We start from the raw sequence: 19358 nt of genomic DNA on the forward strand, positions 1-19358 counted from the left end.
TTTTTAATTATTTTTCCCCGTTATGGATAGTCCTTCTACTATCAGTGATGGTGTATAACAAGAACCATTCCAATCTGCATCGCCACCCAATTGCACCAGTTGTTTCAGGGCTGTATAGACATTCCCTGCCACCATGGTATCCTTCACTCGGCCAATTATTTGACCATTTTTCACCCGATATCCCAAATCAACATTGATGGAAAAATCACCAGATAGTCCGCTACAACTACCTAACATTTGATCGATAATTAAGCCATTATCCATCTTTTTAATCAAGCTTAAGAGGGACAGATCACCGGGTTGAATTAGGAAGTTAAATAGCCCAGGGGTGGGATAACTACCTAAACCGGGACGAAAACCATTACCAGTGCTACTGCTGTTTAATTGTCGTCCGGTGGTGCGATCGCTATAAAAATTCCGTAAAATCCCATTTTCGATAAATATTAATGACTGGGTAGGATGGCCTTCATCATCAAAGGGGCAACTATAGGGCCCTGCTGCTGGGTTTTGGTAAAGGGTAAGCGTCGGGGCAATTACTGGTTTACCTAACCTGTCCACCCAAGGGGAAGCTTTTTCCAAGATGTGTTTACCATTCAAAGCTGATTGCACAGTTCCCCACAGCATATCTGCTGCTTTGGAAGTAAACAATACAGGACAACGACCACTAGGACTAGGAATGTTTTCTTTAGCCCAATTTAATCGCTGTAAAATTTGGCTGGCTACTTTCTCTGGGTTGAGTTCATAGCGTTGGGTTTGGCCATCAGCAACACTCAGAAAATCATCACCTCTGACCCATTCCGCTGACATATAGCAGCTAAGAGTAGTGTCGGTGTAGTGAGAATCTAAGCCTTGACTGTTGATAAGTCTGGTGTTTTCTATATCACATTCCCAGTCACTATGACAAAGAATATCTGGATAGATATCACGAATTAGGGCGATCGCCTCCTTGCCCCATTCAATCAGCATCTCTACGGATACAGATGTGCCTAAATCGGAATAGGATGTCCCAGCATGAGTCTCTAATTCTACTGTTTCCGGTGGATTTAATTGACTCAGTGCCAAAGATTTTTCCACCATAGCTTGGGGATCGACATCGCCATAAGCTACCGTCAAACCGGGACAACCATCCCGCCATAGCCGCAGGGCTGTACCTTCGGCTTGACTAGTTTCTAGTTGTTTAAGACGATTGGCCTCAAAAAAAACTGGTCGAGAAAGCGATCGTGATTGATACACTTCCGCAGCCTCAGCACCAGACTTGAGAGCAAGTTCTAGCAGTTGTTCCGCCAGTGTATCTTGTAACAAATTTTCAGAACCCATGTCCTTTATAAATGATGGATTTTGGATTTAAATTGCTTAATCGTCGCAGACCATTATCCCATTACCGGGTCATCAACTTACCAAATTCCAAATAATGGACAACCAACAACTGACCACTGACCACTGACAAATTAGGGCAAAGTGATTTCTTGTAACAGCCAAAATCCCGCAAAATCTTGAGATTGGGCATCGGACTGGACACCAATAAAATGCACCCCATTGGCCTGTTCCTTAGCTACTGCAAAGCCTTGTGCTTCTGCTAGAAGTTCGGGAGTGCGAATATTAGCCACAACCCAACTTTCCGTAGCCCCAGTCTCTAAAATCAATCTGTTACCTTGCTTAGTGTCAAAGTGCAAATAAGCCATTTCTAAACCAGACATCCAACCCGCTATGGGTAAAGCCCTGGGTGAAAAAATCAAAATCCCTGGAATCCGAGTTTCTGGGGATAACTGCGCCAACTCCAGCGGAAAAGCTTCACCAAAGCCAATGTCCCAATCTGCCATATCCGCAAAATCACTAGCTTCTAAGGTAACAAAAGTCCATTGTTTTCCTTCCAAAGCATCTGGTAACCGCTGAGGTAAAGGTCTATCTAAACGCACGGAAGGATTAGCTACTCCTTGATATCCCTGTTCTTGGGGATAGACTTCCTTCATACGCTGCTGTAGCCACTGATTGAGAACCAAAGTCCGCCGACTGGGTACAGCAGGTATACCCGCATCTTCACAAGATTTTGTAATCATGTTATTCATTTGACGACGAAAAAAGCGGATTTTGGTAGGTGCTGCACCGGCTTTTTCGATAGCTTCCTGGATTGCAGTTCGCAGCCAACCCGAATTTACCTCTGTACTAGAGCAATATTTAGCATAACGAAACAGAGAATCTGTTTGTGTACTAATATCTCCAGGACTTTCACAAACTAACATTTCCCAAACTTTTTTCTGATTTTCGTCCAAAATCGGACGGGAGTAAAAATCAAGTTCCCAGTACATTTTTCTCTGGCTGCCCATATTTTCGCGGTAAAAATCTAATAACTTGATATTATCAATACCTTCGCCATTTTTTTGCTTTGTTGGGTTGAACGAAGGGAAACCCAACGTATTTGTTGGGTTTCATGCCATTGCTCCGCAACGCTGACGCTAACAACCCAACCTACGAATCTTGATATTATGTTAATTTTTAACTTTATCAAGTTATCTCTGGCTTCACTGTTTGTCTTGGTTCTGAAATTCGTCAAACTTAGCCCGAACAACCTGTATATCTTGCCACATTAACCATTTTGGCTTTCCTTGTTCCCGGGAAGGGTTACGTAATAAGTAGGAGGGGTGAAAAATGGGCATACATAAACGTCCTTCCCACTCTAGCCATTGACCACGAATTTTAGTAATCGGTCGTTTGTCGCCAATTACACCTTTAACGGAAGTCGCACCTGTTAATAAAATAATTTTGGGGTCAACTAGGCGAATTTGCTCGAATAAATATGGTTTACAAGCTGCTGCTTCTTCACTCGTCGGTACACGGTTTTCTGGTGGTCTACACTTACAAATATTGGCAATATATATATCAGTTTCTGTGCTTAATTTTACTGAAGCTAAGATATTTTCTAGTAGTTGTCCTGATCTACCCACAAATGGTAAACCTGTTTCGTCCTCGTTTTTTCCCGGTGCTTCCCCAATAATCATAATGTTGGCTTGGAGATTGCCACGTCCGACTACAGCATGAGTCCGGTTTTCGGCTAATGCACAACGGTGACAACTATTACAATGTTTTGCCAATACCTCTATGTTTTCATAAGTTCCGGGGACAATGGGAATTTTATGACTGGTAGGAATCAGCTCTCGTTGGTTCAAACTAGAGTTATCAAAAAGACTAAGTTGAGTTTCATGCTGCATGGAATTTGAACTGGAAACTCCAGAATATTAACGCAGAGGATTACCACTTATCCTATCAAGTAACGAACCCAATCAGGTTGGTTAATTGAATTTCTTCACAGACAGCATACTCGAATCAATTAAGCTTTAAAGCATTAACTGGCACATCATCCCAGGATTTAACTATCCGTAAGTTGGCAATCCAGCCCTCTGCTTTTTGTGTTTTTGTCAGATTATTCTCAAACGACTGATGACAATCTTGAGCCTGAGATTCATCACAGCAAGCAATACAGGCGTGAATCAGCCCAGAAGGATCAATTTGTTCATTTACCCAAATATTCATAAAACCTCGCGGTAAGTGGGAAACTCAGTGGCTTGGCTCCCTGAGAGGGAAACGACACGAGCGGTAATAAAGGCTTTGAATCTTTTTTCATTACCGCCTTGGAGTTAAGAAATTTGGGGTACTTTTGTGATGTACTTTCAACGGGACAATTACCGATTCAAATTTCTTAACTCTGTACGCATAATGTGTTGCACGCGATGTGCCTCCCATTTCTGGGGTAATGTTAGCAACGACTGCGTTATAAGAGCTTGAAAGAAAGAGCAACACTGTTCCAGTGACCTTAGAACTGTTTAATCACAAGCGACAGAGCAGGGAACTAGCTTCGGATTCGGTGGGTGTCGTGACTCAAATAACGGCTACCCTGAGACTATACTCAGGGTAGTCTGGTCAGTACAGCTTGTTTGATTTCTCTTGCAAGCTCAGTCCCTTTAGGGCTGGGTTACTGACATCTTAAAAATATAGTGTTAAGATGGCTATCTTTAATTTTATAATACTTATTAAATTTATTTATCACAATCCTAAATGATTTCTGAAAAATAGTAGGGTGGGTAATACCCACTACATACAGTATGGCTACGCTACGCAGGCTATCAAAAATCAACTAAGAGACTGCCAAATAAAAAAATATCTCAAATTCTCTTGTGGTGCAAGCATCTTGCTTGCTAATAATACAAGGATGGGCATCCTGCCCGTCCCACAAGATTGGATCATTTTTTTGTGGATTTCTGTAATAGTTCTATATTTAAGCGAATATTTAATATTACTTGTTTTTCCCACATTACTATCCCTAATTCCCTTTTAATCCCCATGAGTGCAGAAATTATTTGCGTTGGTACAGAAATGCTGCTAGGAGATATCCTCAACAGCAATGCCCAATATCTGGCACAACAGTTAGCACAGTTAGGCATTCCCCACTACTATCAAACCGTAGTCGGGGATAATCCAGCCAGACTCAAAGAAGTTATCGAAATTGCTGCTTCCAGAGTGCAAATTCTGATTTTTACAGGTGGTTTAGGCCCCACACCCGATGATCTTACCTGTGAAACTATCGCTGATTTTTTTGGTGTTCCTTTAATAGAACGAGCCGATATTGTTGAAGATATAACAGAGAAATTTGCCCAACGGGGACGGGTAATGTCTGCTAATAACCGCAAACAAGCCTTAATTCCCCAAGGTGCGGAAATTTTACCCAACCCCACAGGAACAGCACCCGGTATTATTTGGCAACCCCGTCCGGGACTAACTATTTTTACATTTCCTGGTGTTCCCAGCGAAATGTATCGAATGTGGAAAGAAACCGCTGTCCCTTTTCTGAAAAGTCAAGGTTGGGGACAAGAAATTATTTATAGCCGCAGTTTAAGATTTTGGGGAATTGGGGAATCAGCTTTAGCGGAAAAAGTAGCTCCCTATTTTAACTTAACTAATCCTACAGTAGCCCCCTATGCGGGTAAGGGCGAAGTTAGACTGCGAGTTTCTGCTAAAGCTACAGACGCAGCAACAGCAGAATCTTTAATTACACCCATTGAAAAACAACTTAGAGAAATTGCTGGTTTAGATTATTACGGTGCCGATGATGACACCCTGGCTTCTGTAGTTGGTAATTTGTTAAGGTCAGCCGGAGAAACTCTATCAGTAGCAGAATCTTGTACGGGTGGAGGACTTGGGCAGATGTTAACGGAAATTTCTGGTAGTTCTGATTACTTTTGGGGTGGGGTAATTTCCTACGACAATTCTGTGAAAGTTGGATTATTAGGGGTTAACCCAGAGGATTTGGAGAAATTTGGCGCGGTGAGTGGGACAGTAGCCGAACAAATGGCGATTGGTGTCAAAAATCGTCTCTCAACCACTTGGGGATTAAGTATTACGGGCATTGCTGGACCAACTGGGGGAACCCAAACCAAGCCAGTGGGTTTAGTGTATGTTGGTTTAGCAGGTCCTGACAATGAAGTCATCAGTTTTGAACATCGCTTGGGAACAATTCGCGGACGGTCTGTAATTCGTTATGTGAGTGCAAATGCAGCTTTAGACAATCTGCGACGACGGTTGCTAAAAAGCTTTTAATCTTGATAATTTGTGAATCTGGGTTCTCTATTCCCTGCGGTGAGATGTAATAGTTGCATCCAAATTTTTCTAAAAATTGGCTGTTTCGCTACCTGTATTGTTGACGGAAAAAATATAAAAATTAGGCAGATACGTTTTTAAGAGTGTTTAAACTATTTAATTCTTAAGTACATAGAAGTAAGCGAATTAAGTTAAATACTTAGGGTTTGCATAAAAGAAAGCAAAAGGGTTGATAGATAAAGGTTTGCAGGGTTTTATAACCAAACAAGTGCAAGATTATTGACAATAGATGTTTAAAACCCTGGCATTTTCATCAAAAATAATCGCGTAAATTTGAGGACTAATTGTCCAACCTTCTCTTCCTTCTTCTTCCTCCTCTTTATTCCTCCTGACTCGGTGACTCCTAGCCTTCACGAGAAGACTTTTTCAGCAAACCCTATTTAATTCTTAAGTACATAGAAGTAAGCGAATTAAGTTAATTACTTAAATATACTTACCTAAGGAAATCCGAAATAGTACTTGACTAAATGTTATAAAAATTTCTATGAAAACAAATTTTTAATCCAAGTAGTAATAAATTTATTCTGGCTATGTATTTTTTCAATGGAAGCTATGTAGCTAATAAAACTAAGTGAGGTTTAGATTCTTATCCTGTCCTTAACAGTAATAGGTGTTTAACAAAAACTAAGATAGACTTAACAATTAAATAGACTTAACAATTAATAAGTAATCTATCATGAAAAATAAAACATCGTCCAATCATGAGACTTTTGTAAAACCTGGTTTAGTAGACACTATTCGTCATTTTACAACTGATGATATGACAAATTATCATAAGAAATTAACTACTTTGTCTGTGATCACTGAATTTTTTCCTCCAGACTATGCTGCGACAGGACAGTTGATTGAAGAATTGGTCAAACAGTTGGAGAAAAGAGGGATTAAGATTAGAGTATTCACCGGACAACCAGGATACGCTTTTACTACGGCTCAAGCCCCAGCAGTAGAGCAATTGGGCAATATTCGTGTCCAAAGATCCAGAGCTACTCAGCTTTGGTCGAATAGGATTCGGGGAAAGGCTGTTAATGGTATTCTATTTACAGTCCGGGCTTTTCTGCATATTATCAAGAATGCCCGCAAACAAGATGTATTTTTACTAACTTCAGCGCCTCCTTTTTTGTCAATAGCCGGATATTTGACTCATTTATTATTAAGATTTCCTTATGTATGTTTAATATATGACCTGTATCCAGATATTGCGATCGCTTTGGGAGTAATTCCCCAAAAGCACTGGTTAGTCAAGCTATGGAGAGCAATCAACCGCAGAATTTGGCGAGCATCCCAAGGAATTATTGTTCTGAGTCCTGCTATGAAGGAGAGAGTAATCGCAATCTGTCCAGAAGTGGCTGATAGGATTTCCGTGATTCACAGTTGGGGCGATCCTGAGTTAATTGTACCCATTGCCAAAGAAGAAAATTGGTTTGCTAAACAACATAACTTAGACCGCAAATTTACAGTTCTTTATTCTGGTAATATGGGTAGGTGTCATGATCTAGACACTATATTAGCAACTGCTCAACAATTGCAAGATCAACCAATTCAGTTCGTTTGTATTGGTGGTGGTCCAAAACGTAAAAGCTTTATTGAAGAGGTGACTCGTTTAGGACTAAAAAACTTCCTTTTTCTTCCCTATCAAGATAAAAGTGTGCTACCCTATTCCTTGACAGCTTGCGATTTGTTATTAGTCAGTGTGGAATCAGGTCTGGAAAGTTTAGTTGCTCCTAGTAAACTCTATCCAGCCTTAGCCGCAGGACGACCTGTAGCAGCTATTTGCCCAAAAAATTCCTACTTACGACAGCTAATAACCGATGGTGAGTTTGGGATTAGTATTGACAATGGAGACAGTGATGGTCTATCTACGTTTATTCTCAAGTTAAAGAGCGATCGCCAACTTGCAGAAAAAATAGGTAATGCTTCGCGGGAATACTTGCAGTCAAATTTCACTCCGGAAATCATCAGCAAACAATATATTAATGTACTGGAACAAGCTATAAATTGAAATGTTACCCACGCGTAATCAGCGTCAGTGTGTAAACCTATTCAGTAATTTGAAATAAGTCAAAAAAATTAATACCTCAGATGATGTTGAATCAGGAGTTGGGCTTTGATGGTCTTTTTGATCTCAGTCCCTCCCATGCAACCTTCTTACGATCTATTGTGTAGTTACTGATCAGGAGGACAAAGTGCAGAAAAGGTGTGAGCGAAATCGGAAACGTTCCCAACGCAGGGCTATCTATTGCCCTATCCATAGCTGTTATATAGATAGTGTCAGCCAAAAACATGGACTATTTGCCGAACAAGCCGGACAACTACAAGAGCGCGGTGTAGCTCGTCGAGAAGCGATGATTTTAGTCGCCAATAAAACTACCATTTCTTTAACTGGTGAGTGGTTAGAGGCTTTTTGGTGCAAAGAGTGCCAAGAAACAAAATGGTATCATGTGCATAAGCATGGATCTAAATATGAGATATCTCTTGCCCCAGCCGAACTTTGGCAACAAGCAACAGGTGTAATTCATCCCCATCGTAATCCTTCTGTGGGGGAATTTACCTATAGGCAATCTCGGATGCTTGGAGGTAACAGTGTTAAAGACTTCTGGGTAATGAATTGACATGAAAAAAGCTCTCATTTGTGGAATATCTGGACAAGACGGCGCATATTTAGCAGAATTACTGCTAAAACAAGGCTATACAGTCTGTGGAACTTCCAGAGATGCCCAAATTTCTCCTTTCCAGAATTTAGTCCACTTAGGAATTAAAGACCAAGTAAAGCTGGAGTCAATGTCCTTGACTGACTTCCGTAGCGTCTTACAGGTACTGACAAAAATCCAACCAGATGAAGTCTATAATTTGGCCGGACAAACTTCCGTCGGTTTATCTTTTGGACAACCTGTAGAAACCCTAGAAAGCATAGCTACAGGCACACTAAATTTATTAGAAGCCATTCGGTTTTTAGGTGCGACCATTAAACTTTACAATGCAGGTTCTAGTGAATGCTTTGGTGATACTGGCAATGTAGCAGCCCAAGAAACAACGCCATTTCGTCCCAGAAGTCCTTATGCTGTTGCTAAAGCTGCTGCTTTTTGGGAAGTAGCTAACTACCGAGAAGCTTACGGATTATTTGCTTGTTCTGGCATTTTATTTAATCATGAATCTCCCCTGCGTCCCGAAAGATTTGTGACTCAAAAGATTGTGGCTACTGCCTGCCGCATTGCCCAAGGTAGTCAGGAAAAGTTATATTTAGGTAATATGTCAATTCAGCGGGACTGGGGTTGGGCTGGGGAATATGTTGAAGCAATGTATTTAATGTTGCAACAATCACAGCCTGATGATTATGTGGTCGCTACAGGAGAGAGTAGTTCATTAGAGCAGTTTGTAACATCTGCATTTGTGTCTGTAAATTTAGATTGGCATGATCATGTAGTTGTTGATAGTAGTCTATTCCGTCCTACAGATTTGGCAGTGGGTAAAGGTAATCCCACAAAAGCCAAAATCCAATTAGGTTGGGAAGCTAAATATAAGATGCAGGATGTGGTGCGAATGATGGTAAAGGCCAAGTTAGAGACTTCCAAATAAAAAAATAGCCCAAAATTTCTTGTGGTGCAGGCATCTTGCCTGCTAATAGTATTAGGAGGGAACCAGATGCCCATCCCACAATATTAGATATCTGGTAAAAATTAAATATGCTTGACCCATAACCCTTGTAGAGACGTTCCATGGAACGTCTCTACATTCTTTTTTGGAGATGTTTATTGGATAGTGTAGAACTAGCTTTTCTGCGAGCAATTAATTTTTTTTGTACAGTTCTTTTAGAGAAACAAATATATTAATTAATAGTAATTATGAAAGAAACCATTTCTCAGCCAGAATTAATAATTGAAGCAGGACGCACGGAAAAACAATATTGGCAAGATTTATGGCGATATAGAGAATTATTTTACTTCCTAGCTTGGCGAGATATATTAGTACGGTATAAACAAACAGCTATTGGTATTGTTTGGGCGCTAATTCGTCCTTTCTTGACCATGGTGGTATTTACAGTTGTATTTGGACAATTGGCAAAATTACCCTCCGAGGGTGCGCCCTATCCAATTCTGGTATTTTCTGCCATGTTACCTTGGCAATTCTTTTCTAATTCCCTTTCTGAATGTAGTAATAGTTTAATTAGTAATGCCAACTTATTATCAAAAGTCTATTTTCCCCGGTTGGTAGTACCGACAAGTGCAGTAGTAGTCAGCTTTGTAGATTTTATGATTTCCGGCATTATTTTATTAGCCTTAATGGCATGGTATAACTTTGTTCCCAGTTGGCGGATTTTAACTTTACCATTTTTTATTGCTGTTGCCTTTGCTGCTTCAATGGGTGCAGGTTTGTGGTTAGCTTCCTTGAATGTCCAATATCGAGATTTTCGGTTTATTGTGCCATTTATTGTGCAGTTTGGTTTATATATCTCACCTGTAGGATTTAGTAGTAGTATTGTTCCTGAAAAGTGGCGATTTATCTACTCATTAAATCCCATGGTGGGAGTAATAGATGGGTTTCGGTGGGCAATTTTAGGGGGAAATTCCCAGTTATATTTACCAGGATTTCTTCTTTCTATGGCGTTAGTATTTTTACTATTAGTGAGTGGAATTTGGTATTTTCGCAAGATGGAACGGACTTTTGCTGATGTAATTTAGAGACTTCCAAATAAAAAATATTCCAAAATTTCTTGTGGTGCCAGACAAAAACAGCCTGCTATTAAAATTGATAGTAACGCCCGAAACGGAAGCTCTAAACCTATCAAAACTATCATGTTATTAATCTGTGGGAGGTAGATGTTAACTTAGTTTTTGAGCATAACCTATCAAGTTTATTACCTTTTGTGCCAATATTAAAAGGAGGAGGAAATGAAAACATTGTCAGACAAGCAGTAATTGAATTACGAGCTAATGAAACTTTAACGGATTTAGAACCATTATTATCATTTTTTGCGGGTTTTGTTCTAGATATACCCTTAGTTCAACAAATAATGAGGTGGGATATGACCATATTAAGAGAATCTCCTTGGTATCAACAAATCTTAAAAGAAGGTTTGGAAACAGGAGAAAAACAGGGTTTACAGCAAGGTTTACAGCAAGAAAGTCTCAAGTTAGTATGGAAATTAATTGACCGTCGTTTTGGGAGTTTATCATCTGATTTTAGCCTCAAAATTAATCAACTATCAATTACTCAACTAGAAGAACTGGCAGCAGAGTTACTTGATCTCACTGAAATAAATCAACTAGAAAATTGGTTGCAACAAAATCATCAGAACTTAAAATCTTCTGACTACATCACTGAGCGGATCTACGAGAACGAATTTGTTGAGCCAGCGAAGTTTTTGCCAGTGCGGTTTAGAACAGTCAAAAAACAAGTAAATAAAATAATTAGATATTAAAATTATGGTTAAATGAAACTCTTTAGCAGGTATCAATTATTCAGAGGAGTTAAGCAAAATGTACTGACAATAAAGATGACATTTGAATCAGAATCTCTGAACTTAACGAACTACTAATTAAATCTGTGTTATTCTATTATTCATCCATTAGAGAACGGCGATCGCAAACCTGTATAAAATCAGAGTTACAAAAAATAGATTCAATTATTGTTGTGCGAGAGTGACAGAACCGGATAGTATTCAACAGTGAGTGGGCTTTGATGGTCTTTTTGATCTTGGTCCCTCCATGCAACCTTTTGAGGATCTCTTTTGAGATATTGATCAGGAGGCCAAAGTACAGAAAAGATATAAAAGATTAAGTTTTATTCAAGCCTTTGCTAATTTATATTACGATATTGGGACTATAGAACTTGGAGGCAAAAATGCAATCTATTGATCAATTACCAGTAAAAAATACACCTCAAATCATTTCTGTCGTTATTGAAAGTAATGATGATGGTTACTTAGCAATGATACCGGGTATTCAAGGAGCTTTTGCAGAGGGAGATACACCCCAAGAGGCTATATTTAACTGTATTGATGTTTTAAAAATGATTATGGAGTATAAGCAAGAACAAAATGAGAACTTAAATTTAGGCTCAATTGAACTTTCAGCTAATACAGGTTGGGCTTTTACTATTCCTATTAAACTGTAATTGTTAGATGACAAAGTTAAGAGAATTAACTTATTTAGAAGTAATAAATCGTCTAAGACTTTTTGGTTTTAGATTTTATAGACAAGGTAAAGGTTCTCACGAATTATGGGTTAGAGATTTAGATAATATCGTAATTCCTGTTCCTCATCATCGTGGCAAAACAATTCGTAAAGGTACAATCAGAGCAATTATTAGAGAAATTAATGTAACGGTTGAAGAATTTATGGATAGTCAATAACGAATTTTGCCATAATTAAGCTAAAAATGGTTTTCCAATGCACATCGGCAATATAATCAATTAATTACCAGTAATTATGTTTTTTGGTTCTTTGGTACTTTTTATGGAGAACCCGTTTCAAAATCATTGAAAGCCTTATTGTATTGGCATTTCACTGAAAATATTAGACATTATAGTTTATACCTGATTTAGGTCAAAAATTAGGACAAAATGCTAAACAGAAAGTCATAAGTAGTCGGACAAAATTAAATTCACTCGTTGAGAGAGGGAACAGGGAACAGAAAAATCAATTGTGTAATTAATTCTGTACCATTACATAGAAAGACATGATCTGAATACTTCCGCTCCCAAAAAGTCCTTGGGGAAATTCTTTAGCCTTCACTCTATAAATAAAATAAGAAAATCAGATCCCCGACTTCTCTAAGAAGTCGGGGATCTGAAACTCTAGGATAGCGGCAATTGAGATATACTTTGTTTATATTGAAAGCGATCGCTAATTATGAAATCTCAAATTGGTCGTTGGGGAAATTCTTTAGCCTTGAGAATCCCCAAGTATATTGCAGATGAATTGGCTTTATCAATCAATGATGAAGTTGACTGCCGTATTGAGCAAGGGCAACTCATGGTAAGACCAGTTCAAAAATTTCCCAAATACACCCTCTCACAACTCCTTAGCCAAGATTTAGAGCCAGAAGCGGAGATTGACTGGGGTAAACCAACAGGTAATGAAGAATGGTAGATTACGTCCCCCGTTATGGGGATCTTGTCTGGCTAAACTTTGATCCCCAATCAGGTCACGAGCAAATGGGGCAACGTCCCGCACTAGTGTTAAGTCATACAGAGTTTAACCAGCAACGAGGTTTTATTTTTGTTTGTCCTATCAGTAATACTAAGCGTAAAAATCCTTTCTACGTTGAGATTCCAGATGATCAACCTATTAAAGGCGTAGTGATGTGCGATCAGCTGCGTTCATTGGATTATCGCTCAAGAAAGGCAAAACTGATCTGTATTTGCCCTGAGTGGTTATTAGCAGAAGTGCTTGGTCGCATTCATCCTATTCTTTTTTAGGATCTGAAACTGTTGATCTTGAAAGCGATCGCTAATTTATGAAATCTCAAATTAGTCGTTGTTTATTATAAAATAAGCAATTCAGGGGGAAAAATGAGCGAAGATAAATTGGCGAGCGATCGCCCTTAAAGAATACACTTGAGAACTACAAGCAAAACGGTATATAGAACTATACCAACAGGTCAGGCGATCACTTCCCTCGCAGTAGGCATCGCAACTGAATATATAATGTGATTATAGCCTCTAGTTCAACCAGTACAGGCGATCGCTAATTGATGAAATCTCAAATTAGTCCTTAGGGATTGTAACGTTATGATAAGATAAATATTAGTGTGAAATTAAGGTTTTTGAGCATAACTTATCAAGGGGAAAGTCTCCCAGATTTTACAAGATTACTCGGTAAGCGTAAAGCTCAGTCACAAAGCGTGCTGAGATATAAGCGACACGGGCGAAAATATTTAGCCTAACTCGTTAACTAGTAACAGTAGGTGTGATATACTTTCAAAAGTTCCATAATTTAAGTATAACTAAACAACGTAAAAACTTAACTAATTTGGTTGAGTGCGTAGTCATACCTAACAGTATTGCAGTTTAGGAAAGCTAAATTTGGTGAAAAATGAAATACAAAAATCGAGTACGGTAGGGATACGGTCATTAACGCTTTAGGAGAATCGACCTCTGTTTTTGTTGGAGTAATCCAGCAATTGTAAGTTGGCTCATTGATTAAAGAATCTCAGTGTCTAAAGACGGTGAGAGTGTCAATTCTCTTGATGGGTCGATCGCTTGGTTAAATGAAACTCTTTAGCAGGTATCAATTATTCAAAGGAGTTAATCAAAATGTACTGATAATAAAGATGACATTTGACTCCGAATCCCTGAACTTAACGAACTACTAATCAACTCTGTGTTATTCTATTATTCATCCATTAGAGAACGGCGATCGCAAACCTGTATAAAATCAGAGTTACAAAAAATAGATTCGATTATTGTTGTCCGAAAGTGACAGAACCGGATAGTATTCAACAGTGAGTGGGCTTTGATGGTCTTTTTGATCTCAGTCCCTTCATGCAACCTTTTGAGGATCTCTTTTGAGATATTGATCAGGAGGCCAAAGTACAGAAAATATCTAACCAAAATCTGGAACTTTTTCTACAAGACATCTAATTATGAAATCTCAAATTAGTCAGTGGAGAAATTCTTTAGCCTTCACTCTATAAATAAAATAAGAAAATCAGATCCCCGACTTCTCTAAGAAGTCGGGGATCTGAAACTCTAGGATAGCGGCAATTGAGATATACTTTGTTTATATTGAAAGCGATCGCTAATTATGAGATCTCAAATTGGTTCTTGGGTAAGTTCTTTGAATTTGAGAATTTTCTCTTCCCGTAGTGGTTTTTTCTTGGCGACAGTTTTGGCTAAAATTCAGCACATTTTTTTCTAGCCTATGCCCTACAGTCAATTTACGATTTCTCAAGTAGTTCAGGATTTCGGACTGACTTTAATTGAGGGTGACTCATTTTTGCACCCGGTCGAAGATATTTTTCCCAGTCCCTATCTAGAAGAATTTATAACTAAAAATCTGCAACTAGCGATCGCGCTTAATACTGAAAAAGCACGTTCTGAATTAATTATCTGTCCCGTCTTACTAGCGATTAAAGAGGTATTGCCCAATATTGGATTTTTTTCAGGTGAAGAATTTAATGTGGATGTCTCACTAGGATTAAACGGAGTTTGTGATTATATTTTGAGCAAGTCACCTGAACAACTATATGTTACTGCCCCAATAGCTATGGTAGTAGAGGCGAAAAAAGAAAATCTCAAAGGTGGTTTAGGACAATGTATTGCGGAAATGGTTGCCGCAGGTAAATTTAACCAGCAGCATCAGAATATGATTAATAGTGTCTATGGAGTCGTAACGACTGGAACTGTTTGGAGATTTCTCAAATTACAGGAAGCGACTGTAACAGTAGACTTAAATGAGTATTCTCTTATGCCAACCTCTAAGCTTTTATCTCGACTTATCCAAATGTCCTCACAAAAATAATTCGTAAATTCGGTCGCATTAATACTCCTGTGTATAAATATCTTTGGCAATCAAGATATACTTTGTTGATCTTGAAAGCGATCGCTAATTATGAAATCTCAAATTAGTCGTCGGGGAAATTCTTTAACCTTCACTCTATAAATAAAATAAGAACATCAGATCCCCGACTTCTCTAAGAAGTCGGGGATCTGGAACTGTTGATCTTGAAGGCGATAGCGAAGCGCTGCTGCAAGCAGTTCGCTTGGTTAAATGAAACTATTATACTCAAAACGGCTAGAAGCTGGAGTTTTTTTCATACAAAGAATAAGTTTTAAACAGTGTCAGCACAGAAGCAGAATTTCAGCTAAAATTAGATTTAGTAGAGTCCATACTAGTCAACAAATTTACACAACTAACCCTAGAGGAGATTCAAAAAATGCTTAATCTCAAAGAGGCTGATATTACTCAAACCCGGTTTTATCAAGAGGTGTTAGAAATTGGTGAGAAAAAAGGTTTACAACAAGGAGAAGCAAATCTAACTATTCGTTTGCTAAAACGCCGTTGTGGTAATTTAACTGCTATTCAAGAGCAAAAAGTGCGATCGCTCTCCATTTCTCAATTAGAATCATTAGGAGAGGGATTATTGGATTTTCAAAATATGTCAGATTTGGAAAATTGGTTACAAGATAATCGCTGTTGATATTGAAAGCGATCGCTAATTTATGAAATCTCAAATTGGTCGTTGGAGAAGTTCTTTAACCTTCACTCTATAAATAAAATAAGAACATCAGATCCCCGACTTCTCTAAGAAGTCGGGGATCTGGAACTGTTGATCTTGAAAGCGATAGCGAAGCGCTGCTGCAAGCAGTTCGCTTGTTTAAATGAAACTATTATACTCAAAACGGCTAGAAGCTGGACTTTTTTATCATATAAAGAATAAGGTTCAACGCCTCTCCCTAACCCTCTCCTAAGAGGAGAGGGAAAAGGAATAACATTTAATAATGGAGAGGTTTACCAGAGGGGTTTCATATTTGGTTAAACTATGAACCGTTTGCAGTATAAAAGCTAATTAGCTCTTTACTATTTTGTAAAAAAATAACCTCTAGTATAGATTTAAAGGAATTATGAAACTGCTTAGTTAAAAAATATTGTGAAAATTAGTTATATAAATGAAAACAGATAAATTATTTTATAGAATTTTCTTAAATCAACCAGATTTAATAGCAGAATTAATTCCTGGTATTCCTAGTGATTGTGAATTTGAGTATAGCGCACCTGTACTCAAAGAAAAAGAAACTAGGTTAGATGGGTTATTAACACCGATTAGTAATAATTCTGATGTACCGCTAATATTTCTCGAAGCACAAATGCAGCGAGATACAAAATTTTATAGTCGCTATTTTCGGGGAATATTTAGCTATATTGACCAATATGAAATTAGCAGAAATTGGCGCGGATTACTAATTTTACTGAATAAACGTTTGGAATTAGGTTCAGAACTTCCACACAGAAACTTACTTAATAGTCAAGTAGAAAGGTTATATCTAGAAGATTTATTACATCAAGATGATTTAAGTCCTAATTTATCTCTACTAAGATTAATAGTAACGCCTAAAGACCAAGCAGGATTAGCAGCTAGGAAAATTTTAAACAGTGTCACCACAGAAGCAGAATTTCAGCTAAAATTAGATTTAGTAGAGTCCATACTAGTCAACAAATTTACACAACTAACCCTAGAGGAGATTCAAAAAATGCTTAATCTCAAAGAGGCTGATATTACTCAAACCCGGTTTTATCAAGAGGTGTTAGAAATTGGTGAGAAAAAAGGTTTACAACAAGGTGTGCAACAAGGAGAAGCAAATCTAACTATTCGTTTGCTAAAACGCCGTTGTGGTAATTTAACTGCTATTCAAGAGCAAAAAGTGCGATCGCTCTCCATTTCTCAATTAGAATCATTAGGAGAGGGATTATTGGATTTTCAAAATATGTCAGATTTGGAAAATTGGTTACAAGATAATCGCCGTTGATCTTGAAAGCGATCGCTAATTGATGAAATCTCAAATTGGTCGTCGGGGAAATTCTTTAGCCTTCGCTCTATAAATAAAAATCAAATTTTCGGAGCTTTTAATAGTCATTTTATTTACGCCAAGCTGTACTAGTAAATTCTGTCCATGAAAAATTCAGAAAGTAGGGGCGCAGGGTCTGCGCCCAGAAACGATTCATCAATAACAGCATGAAATTTATTTACCCCTACCCGGAAAATCAGATAATTAAGCCGTGTTGGGTATAATTACTCAGTTATATTTGAGTGATCTGCGGGAGCAGCAAGAACTAACCCCGAATTTGATGCTCTTGCAGTTGGTGGGAGGGGGAATACCAAGGATTAACCAGACAATGGTTAAGATGGTTTGATAAAGATAATAACTGGTTGCCTACTCCAGAAGAGCGAGAAAAACAACGAGCAGATAATGCTGAATTAGAATTAGCAAACTTGCGACAATTATTAGCACAACAAAGTATTAATTTACCTAATTAATTCAAGTTGCTAGTTATCAATTTTGGATGATGTAGGGTGAGTCAGATGCTGAAGAACCTGAAACATTAATAAGTAAGATGGTTGTCTTATGGAAGAGCTATTACTATTGCGCGAACTAATTGAAAACCAAGAATATGATCAAGCCTTAGAAATTGTTAGTCAACTTGAAGAAATGTCAAGGGAAGATAAACTAGCTAAGATTTATAGTTATGCAGTGATATTATTGCTACACTTAATCAAACAAGAAGCAGAAAAACGTAGCACTCGTTCTTGGGAGTTTTCTATTTATAATAGCAGCAAAGAAATTAAGAAGGTGAATAAACGTAAAAAATCTGGTGGATTCTACGCTAGTAAAGAGGAATTACAGGAAATTTTAACTGATGCTTTTGATACTGCTATTAAAAAAGCAGCTTTAGAAGCTTTTGAAGGTATATACGCAGATAATGAACTTAAACAAAAAATTGATGAAGAGGAAATTAAATGTAAAGCACTGAGTTTGATTTGTGATTAATAGTATACAGATAGAAAATAGGCAGAAAATTAAGCCACAAACAGAAAAATTATGTATAAAGCTAGTCGTTTTGAATTATGGGAAAAGGATAAAAATCTAACATCTCTAAAGTACAATTTGTTATCAAAAACTCTCTGAATTAATTAATAATTTCAATGAAAAAATTACTTGTAACTGGTTCTTCTGGGCTAATTGGTTCTGAAGTTTGTATTTATTTTGCCAATCAAGGTTGGCTGATTCATGGTGTTGATAATAATCAAAGAGCCGTATTTTTCGGATCTCAAGGAGATACACGTTGGAATCAACACCGATTACAAAACACTATTAAAGGATTTGTGCATCATGAACTAGATATCCGCGATCGCCAAGGAGTGCTAACTTTAATTGAAAGTATCCAGCCAGATGCTATCGTGCATACCGCAGCCCAACCTAGTCATGATCGGGCAGCAGCCATTCCTTTTGATGATTTTGATACAAATGCAGTAGGAACTCTAAATTTGCTAGAAGCTGTGAGGCGATTTTGCCCAGAATCGCCCTTTGTGCATATGTCCACAAATAAAGTTTATGGCGATCGCCCGAACACAATTAAACTCAAAGAATTAGATACCAGATGGGATTATGATGACCCCATTTATGAACATGGTATTCCAGAAACCTTTAGTATCGATCAATCAAAACATTCGTTATTTGGCGCGTCTAAAGTTGCAGCAGACGTAATGGTACAAGAGTATGGGACGCTATTTTAATATACCAACTTGTTGTTTGCGCGGAGGATGTTTAACTGGTCCAAACCACTCAGGAGTGGAATTACATGGCTTTTTAAGTTATTTAGTCAAATCCAACTTAGAAGGTAAAGAATATAAGATTTTTGGTTATCAAGGTAAGCAAGTTAGAGATAACATTCATTCCTTAGATGTCGCGCGGTTTATTGAAGCTTTTATTAAAAATCCTCGCATAGCAGAAGTGTACAATCTTGGAGGAGGTAAGCAAAATAGCTGCTCAATTCTAGAAGCATTTAATTTAACTGAAAAATATAGTAATAAAGCCATGCTTTATACTTACGTATCAGAAAATCGCATTGGTGATCATATTTGCTATTATTCCGATTTAACAAAAATGCGTGAGCATTATCCTCACTGGGATATTACAATTTCCTTAGAAGAGACAATTAAGCAGATAGTTGAATCTTGGCAACAGCGACTAAATACAGGAGCTAATTAAT

16 protein-coding genes and 3 pseudogenes are annotated in these 19358 nt (G+C 37.9%); 15 read left to right on the top strand and 4 right to left on the bottom strand.

The genetic code is table 11. The features are described 5' to 3' along the window. Positions 1 to 3 precede the first annotated feature (3 nt). The 4 genes from EZY12_22400 to EZY12_22415 form a co-directional block, all read right to left on the bottom strand. Positions 4 to 1317 (bottom strand): TldD/PmbA family protein, encoded by a 1314-nt coding sequence (locus tag EZY12_22400; protein QSX67425.1) that lies wholly within the window; start codon positions 1315 to 1317, stop codon positions 4 to 6. A 131-nt stretch (positions 1318 to 1448) separates the two neighbouring features. Beyond that, positions 1449 to 2324: a Tab2/Atab2 family RNA-binding protein gene (locus EZY12_22405; protein ID QSX70786.1), complete on the bottom strand. Its 876-nt coding sequence runs from the start codon at positions 2322 to 2324 to the stop codon at positions 1449 to 1451. 195 nt (positions 2325 to 2519) lie between these two features. Further along, the gene (locus tag EZY12_22410; protein QSX67426.1) at positions 2520 to 3206 is read right to left on the bottom strand and encodes a uracil-DNA glycosylase; all 687 of its coding nucleotides are present in this window, start codon (positions 3204 to 3206) and stop codon (positions 2520 to 2522) included. Positions 3207 to 3321: 115 nt separating this feature from the next. Next, positions 3322 to 3528: a glycogen debranching protein gene (locus EZY12_22415; protein ID QSX67427.1), complete on the bottom strand. Its 207-nt coding sequence runs from the start codon at positions 3526 to 3528 to the stop codon at positions 3322 to 3324. Between the two features lie 807 nt (positions 3529 to 4335). On the opposite strand from EZY12_22415, the gene EZY12_22420 reads away from it, so the two are divergent. The 15 genes and pseudogenes from EZY12_22420 (at position 4336) to EZY12_22490 (ending at position 19357) form a co-directional block, all read left to right on the top strand. Beyond that, positions 4336 to 5589: a competence/damage-inducible protein A gene (locus tag EZY12_22420; protein ID QSX67428.1), complete on the top strand. Its 1254-nt coding sequence runs from the start codon at positions 4336 to 4338 to the stop codon at positions 5587 to 5589. An 820-nt stretch (positions 5590 to 6409) separates the two neighbouring features. Further along, positions 6410 to 7648 carry a glycosyltransferase family 4 protein gene (locus EZY12_22425; GenBank protein QSX70787.1) on the top strand — a complete coding sequence of 413 codons (1239 nt, stop codon included), beginning with the start codon at positions 6410 to 6412 and terminating at the stop codon, positions 7646 to 7648. Between the two features lie 184 nt (positions 7649 to 7832). After that, on the top strand, positions 7833 to 8258 hold the full coding sequence (locus EZY12_22430; GenBank protein ID QSX67429.1) for a hypothetical protein: 426 nt from the start codon (positions 7833 to 7835) through the stop codon (positions 8256 to 8258). 1 nt (position 8259) lies between these two features. Next, positions 8260 to 9222, top strand: a complete 963-nt coding sequence (locus EZY12_22435; protein ID QSX67430.1) for a GDP-mannose 4,6-dehydratase — start codon at positions 8260 to 8262, stop codon at positions 9220 to 9222. Between the two features lie 266 nt (positions 9223 to 9488). After that, on the top strand, positions 9489 to 10325 hold the full coding sequence (locus EZY12_22440; protein ID QSX67431.1) for an ABC transporter permease: 837 nt from the start codon (positions 9489 to 9491) through the stop codon (positions 10323 to 10325). 101 nt (positions 10326 to 10426) lie between these two features. Further along, positions 10427 to 10933: pseudogene (locus EZY12_22445) on the top strand (DUF4351 domain-containing protein). 554 nt (positions 10934 to 11487) lie between these two features. Beyond that, a complete protein-coding gene (locus tag EZY12_22450) occupies positions 11488 to 11760 on the top strand; it encodes a hypothetical protein (protein ID QSX67432.1) in 273 nt (90 codons plus the stop codon). 7 nt (positions 11761 to 11767) lie between these two features. Beyond that, a complete protein-coding gene (locus EZY12_22455; protein ID QSX67433.1) occupies positions 11768 to 11998 on the top strand; it encodes a type II toxin-antitoxin system HicA family toxin in 231 nt (76 codons plus the stop codon). A gap of 499 nt (positions 11999 to 12497) precedes the next feature. Beyond that, positions 12498 to 12737 (top strand): AbrB/MazE/SpoVT family DNA-binding domain-containing protein, encoded by a 240-nt coding sequence (locus tag EZY12_22460; protein QSX67434.1) that lies wholly within the window; start codon positions 12498 to 12500, stop codon positions 12735 to 12737. Next, the gene (locus EZY12_22465; GenBank protein QSX67435.1) at positions 12731 to 13066 is read left to right on the top strand and encodes a type II toxin-antitoxin system PemK/MazF family toxin; all 336 of its coding nucleotides are present in this window, start codon (positions 12731 to 12733) and stop codon (positions 13064 to 13066) included. The genes EZY12_22460 and EZY12_22465 overlap by 7 nt, the downstream gene beginning before the upstream one ends. Before the next feature lie 1444 nt (positions 13067 to 14510). Continuing rightward, a complete protein-coding gene (locus EZY12_22470) occupies positions 14511 to 15110 on the top strand; it encodes a hypothetical protein (GenBank protein ID QSX67436.1) in 600 nt (199 codons plus the stop codon). 328 nt (positions 15111 to 15438) lie between these two features. Then, positions 15439 to 15789, top strand: a pseudogene (locus EZY12_22475) (DUF4351 domain-containing protein). Positions 15790 to 16258: 469 nt separating this feature from the next. Then, on the top strand, positions 16259 to 17116 hold the full coding sequence (locus EZY12_22480) for a DUF2887 domain-containing protein (GenBank protein QSX67437.1): 858 nt from the start codon (positions 16259 to 16261) through the stop codon (positions 17114 to 17116). A 597-nt stretch (positions 17117 to 17713) separates the two neighbouring features. After that, positions 17714 to 18136, top strand: a complete 423-nt coding sequence (locus EZY12_22485; GenBank protein QSX67438.1) for a DUF29 family protein — start codon at positions 17714 to 17716, stop codon at positions 18134 to 18136. Positions 18137 to 18291: 155 nt separating this feature from the next. Next, positions 18292 to 19357, top strand: a pseudogene (locus EZY12_22490) (NAD-dependent epimerase/dehydratase family protein). Position 19358: the final 1 nt, after the last annotated feature.

The organism is Dolichospermum sp. DET69, assembly GCA_017355425.1.
GTDB lineage: Bacteria > Cyanobacteriota > Cyanobacteriia > Cyanobacteriales > Nostocaceae > Dolichospermum.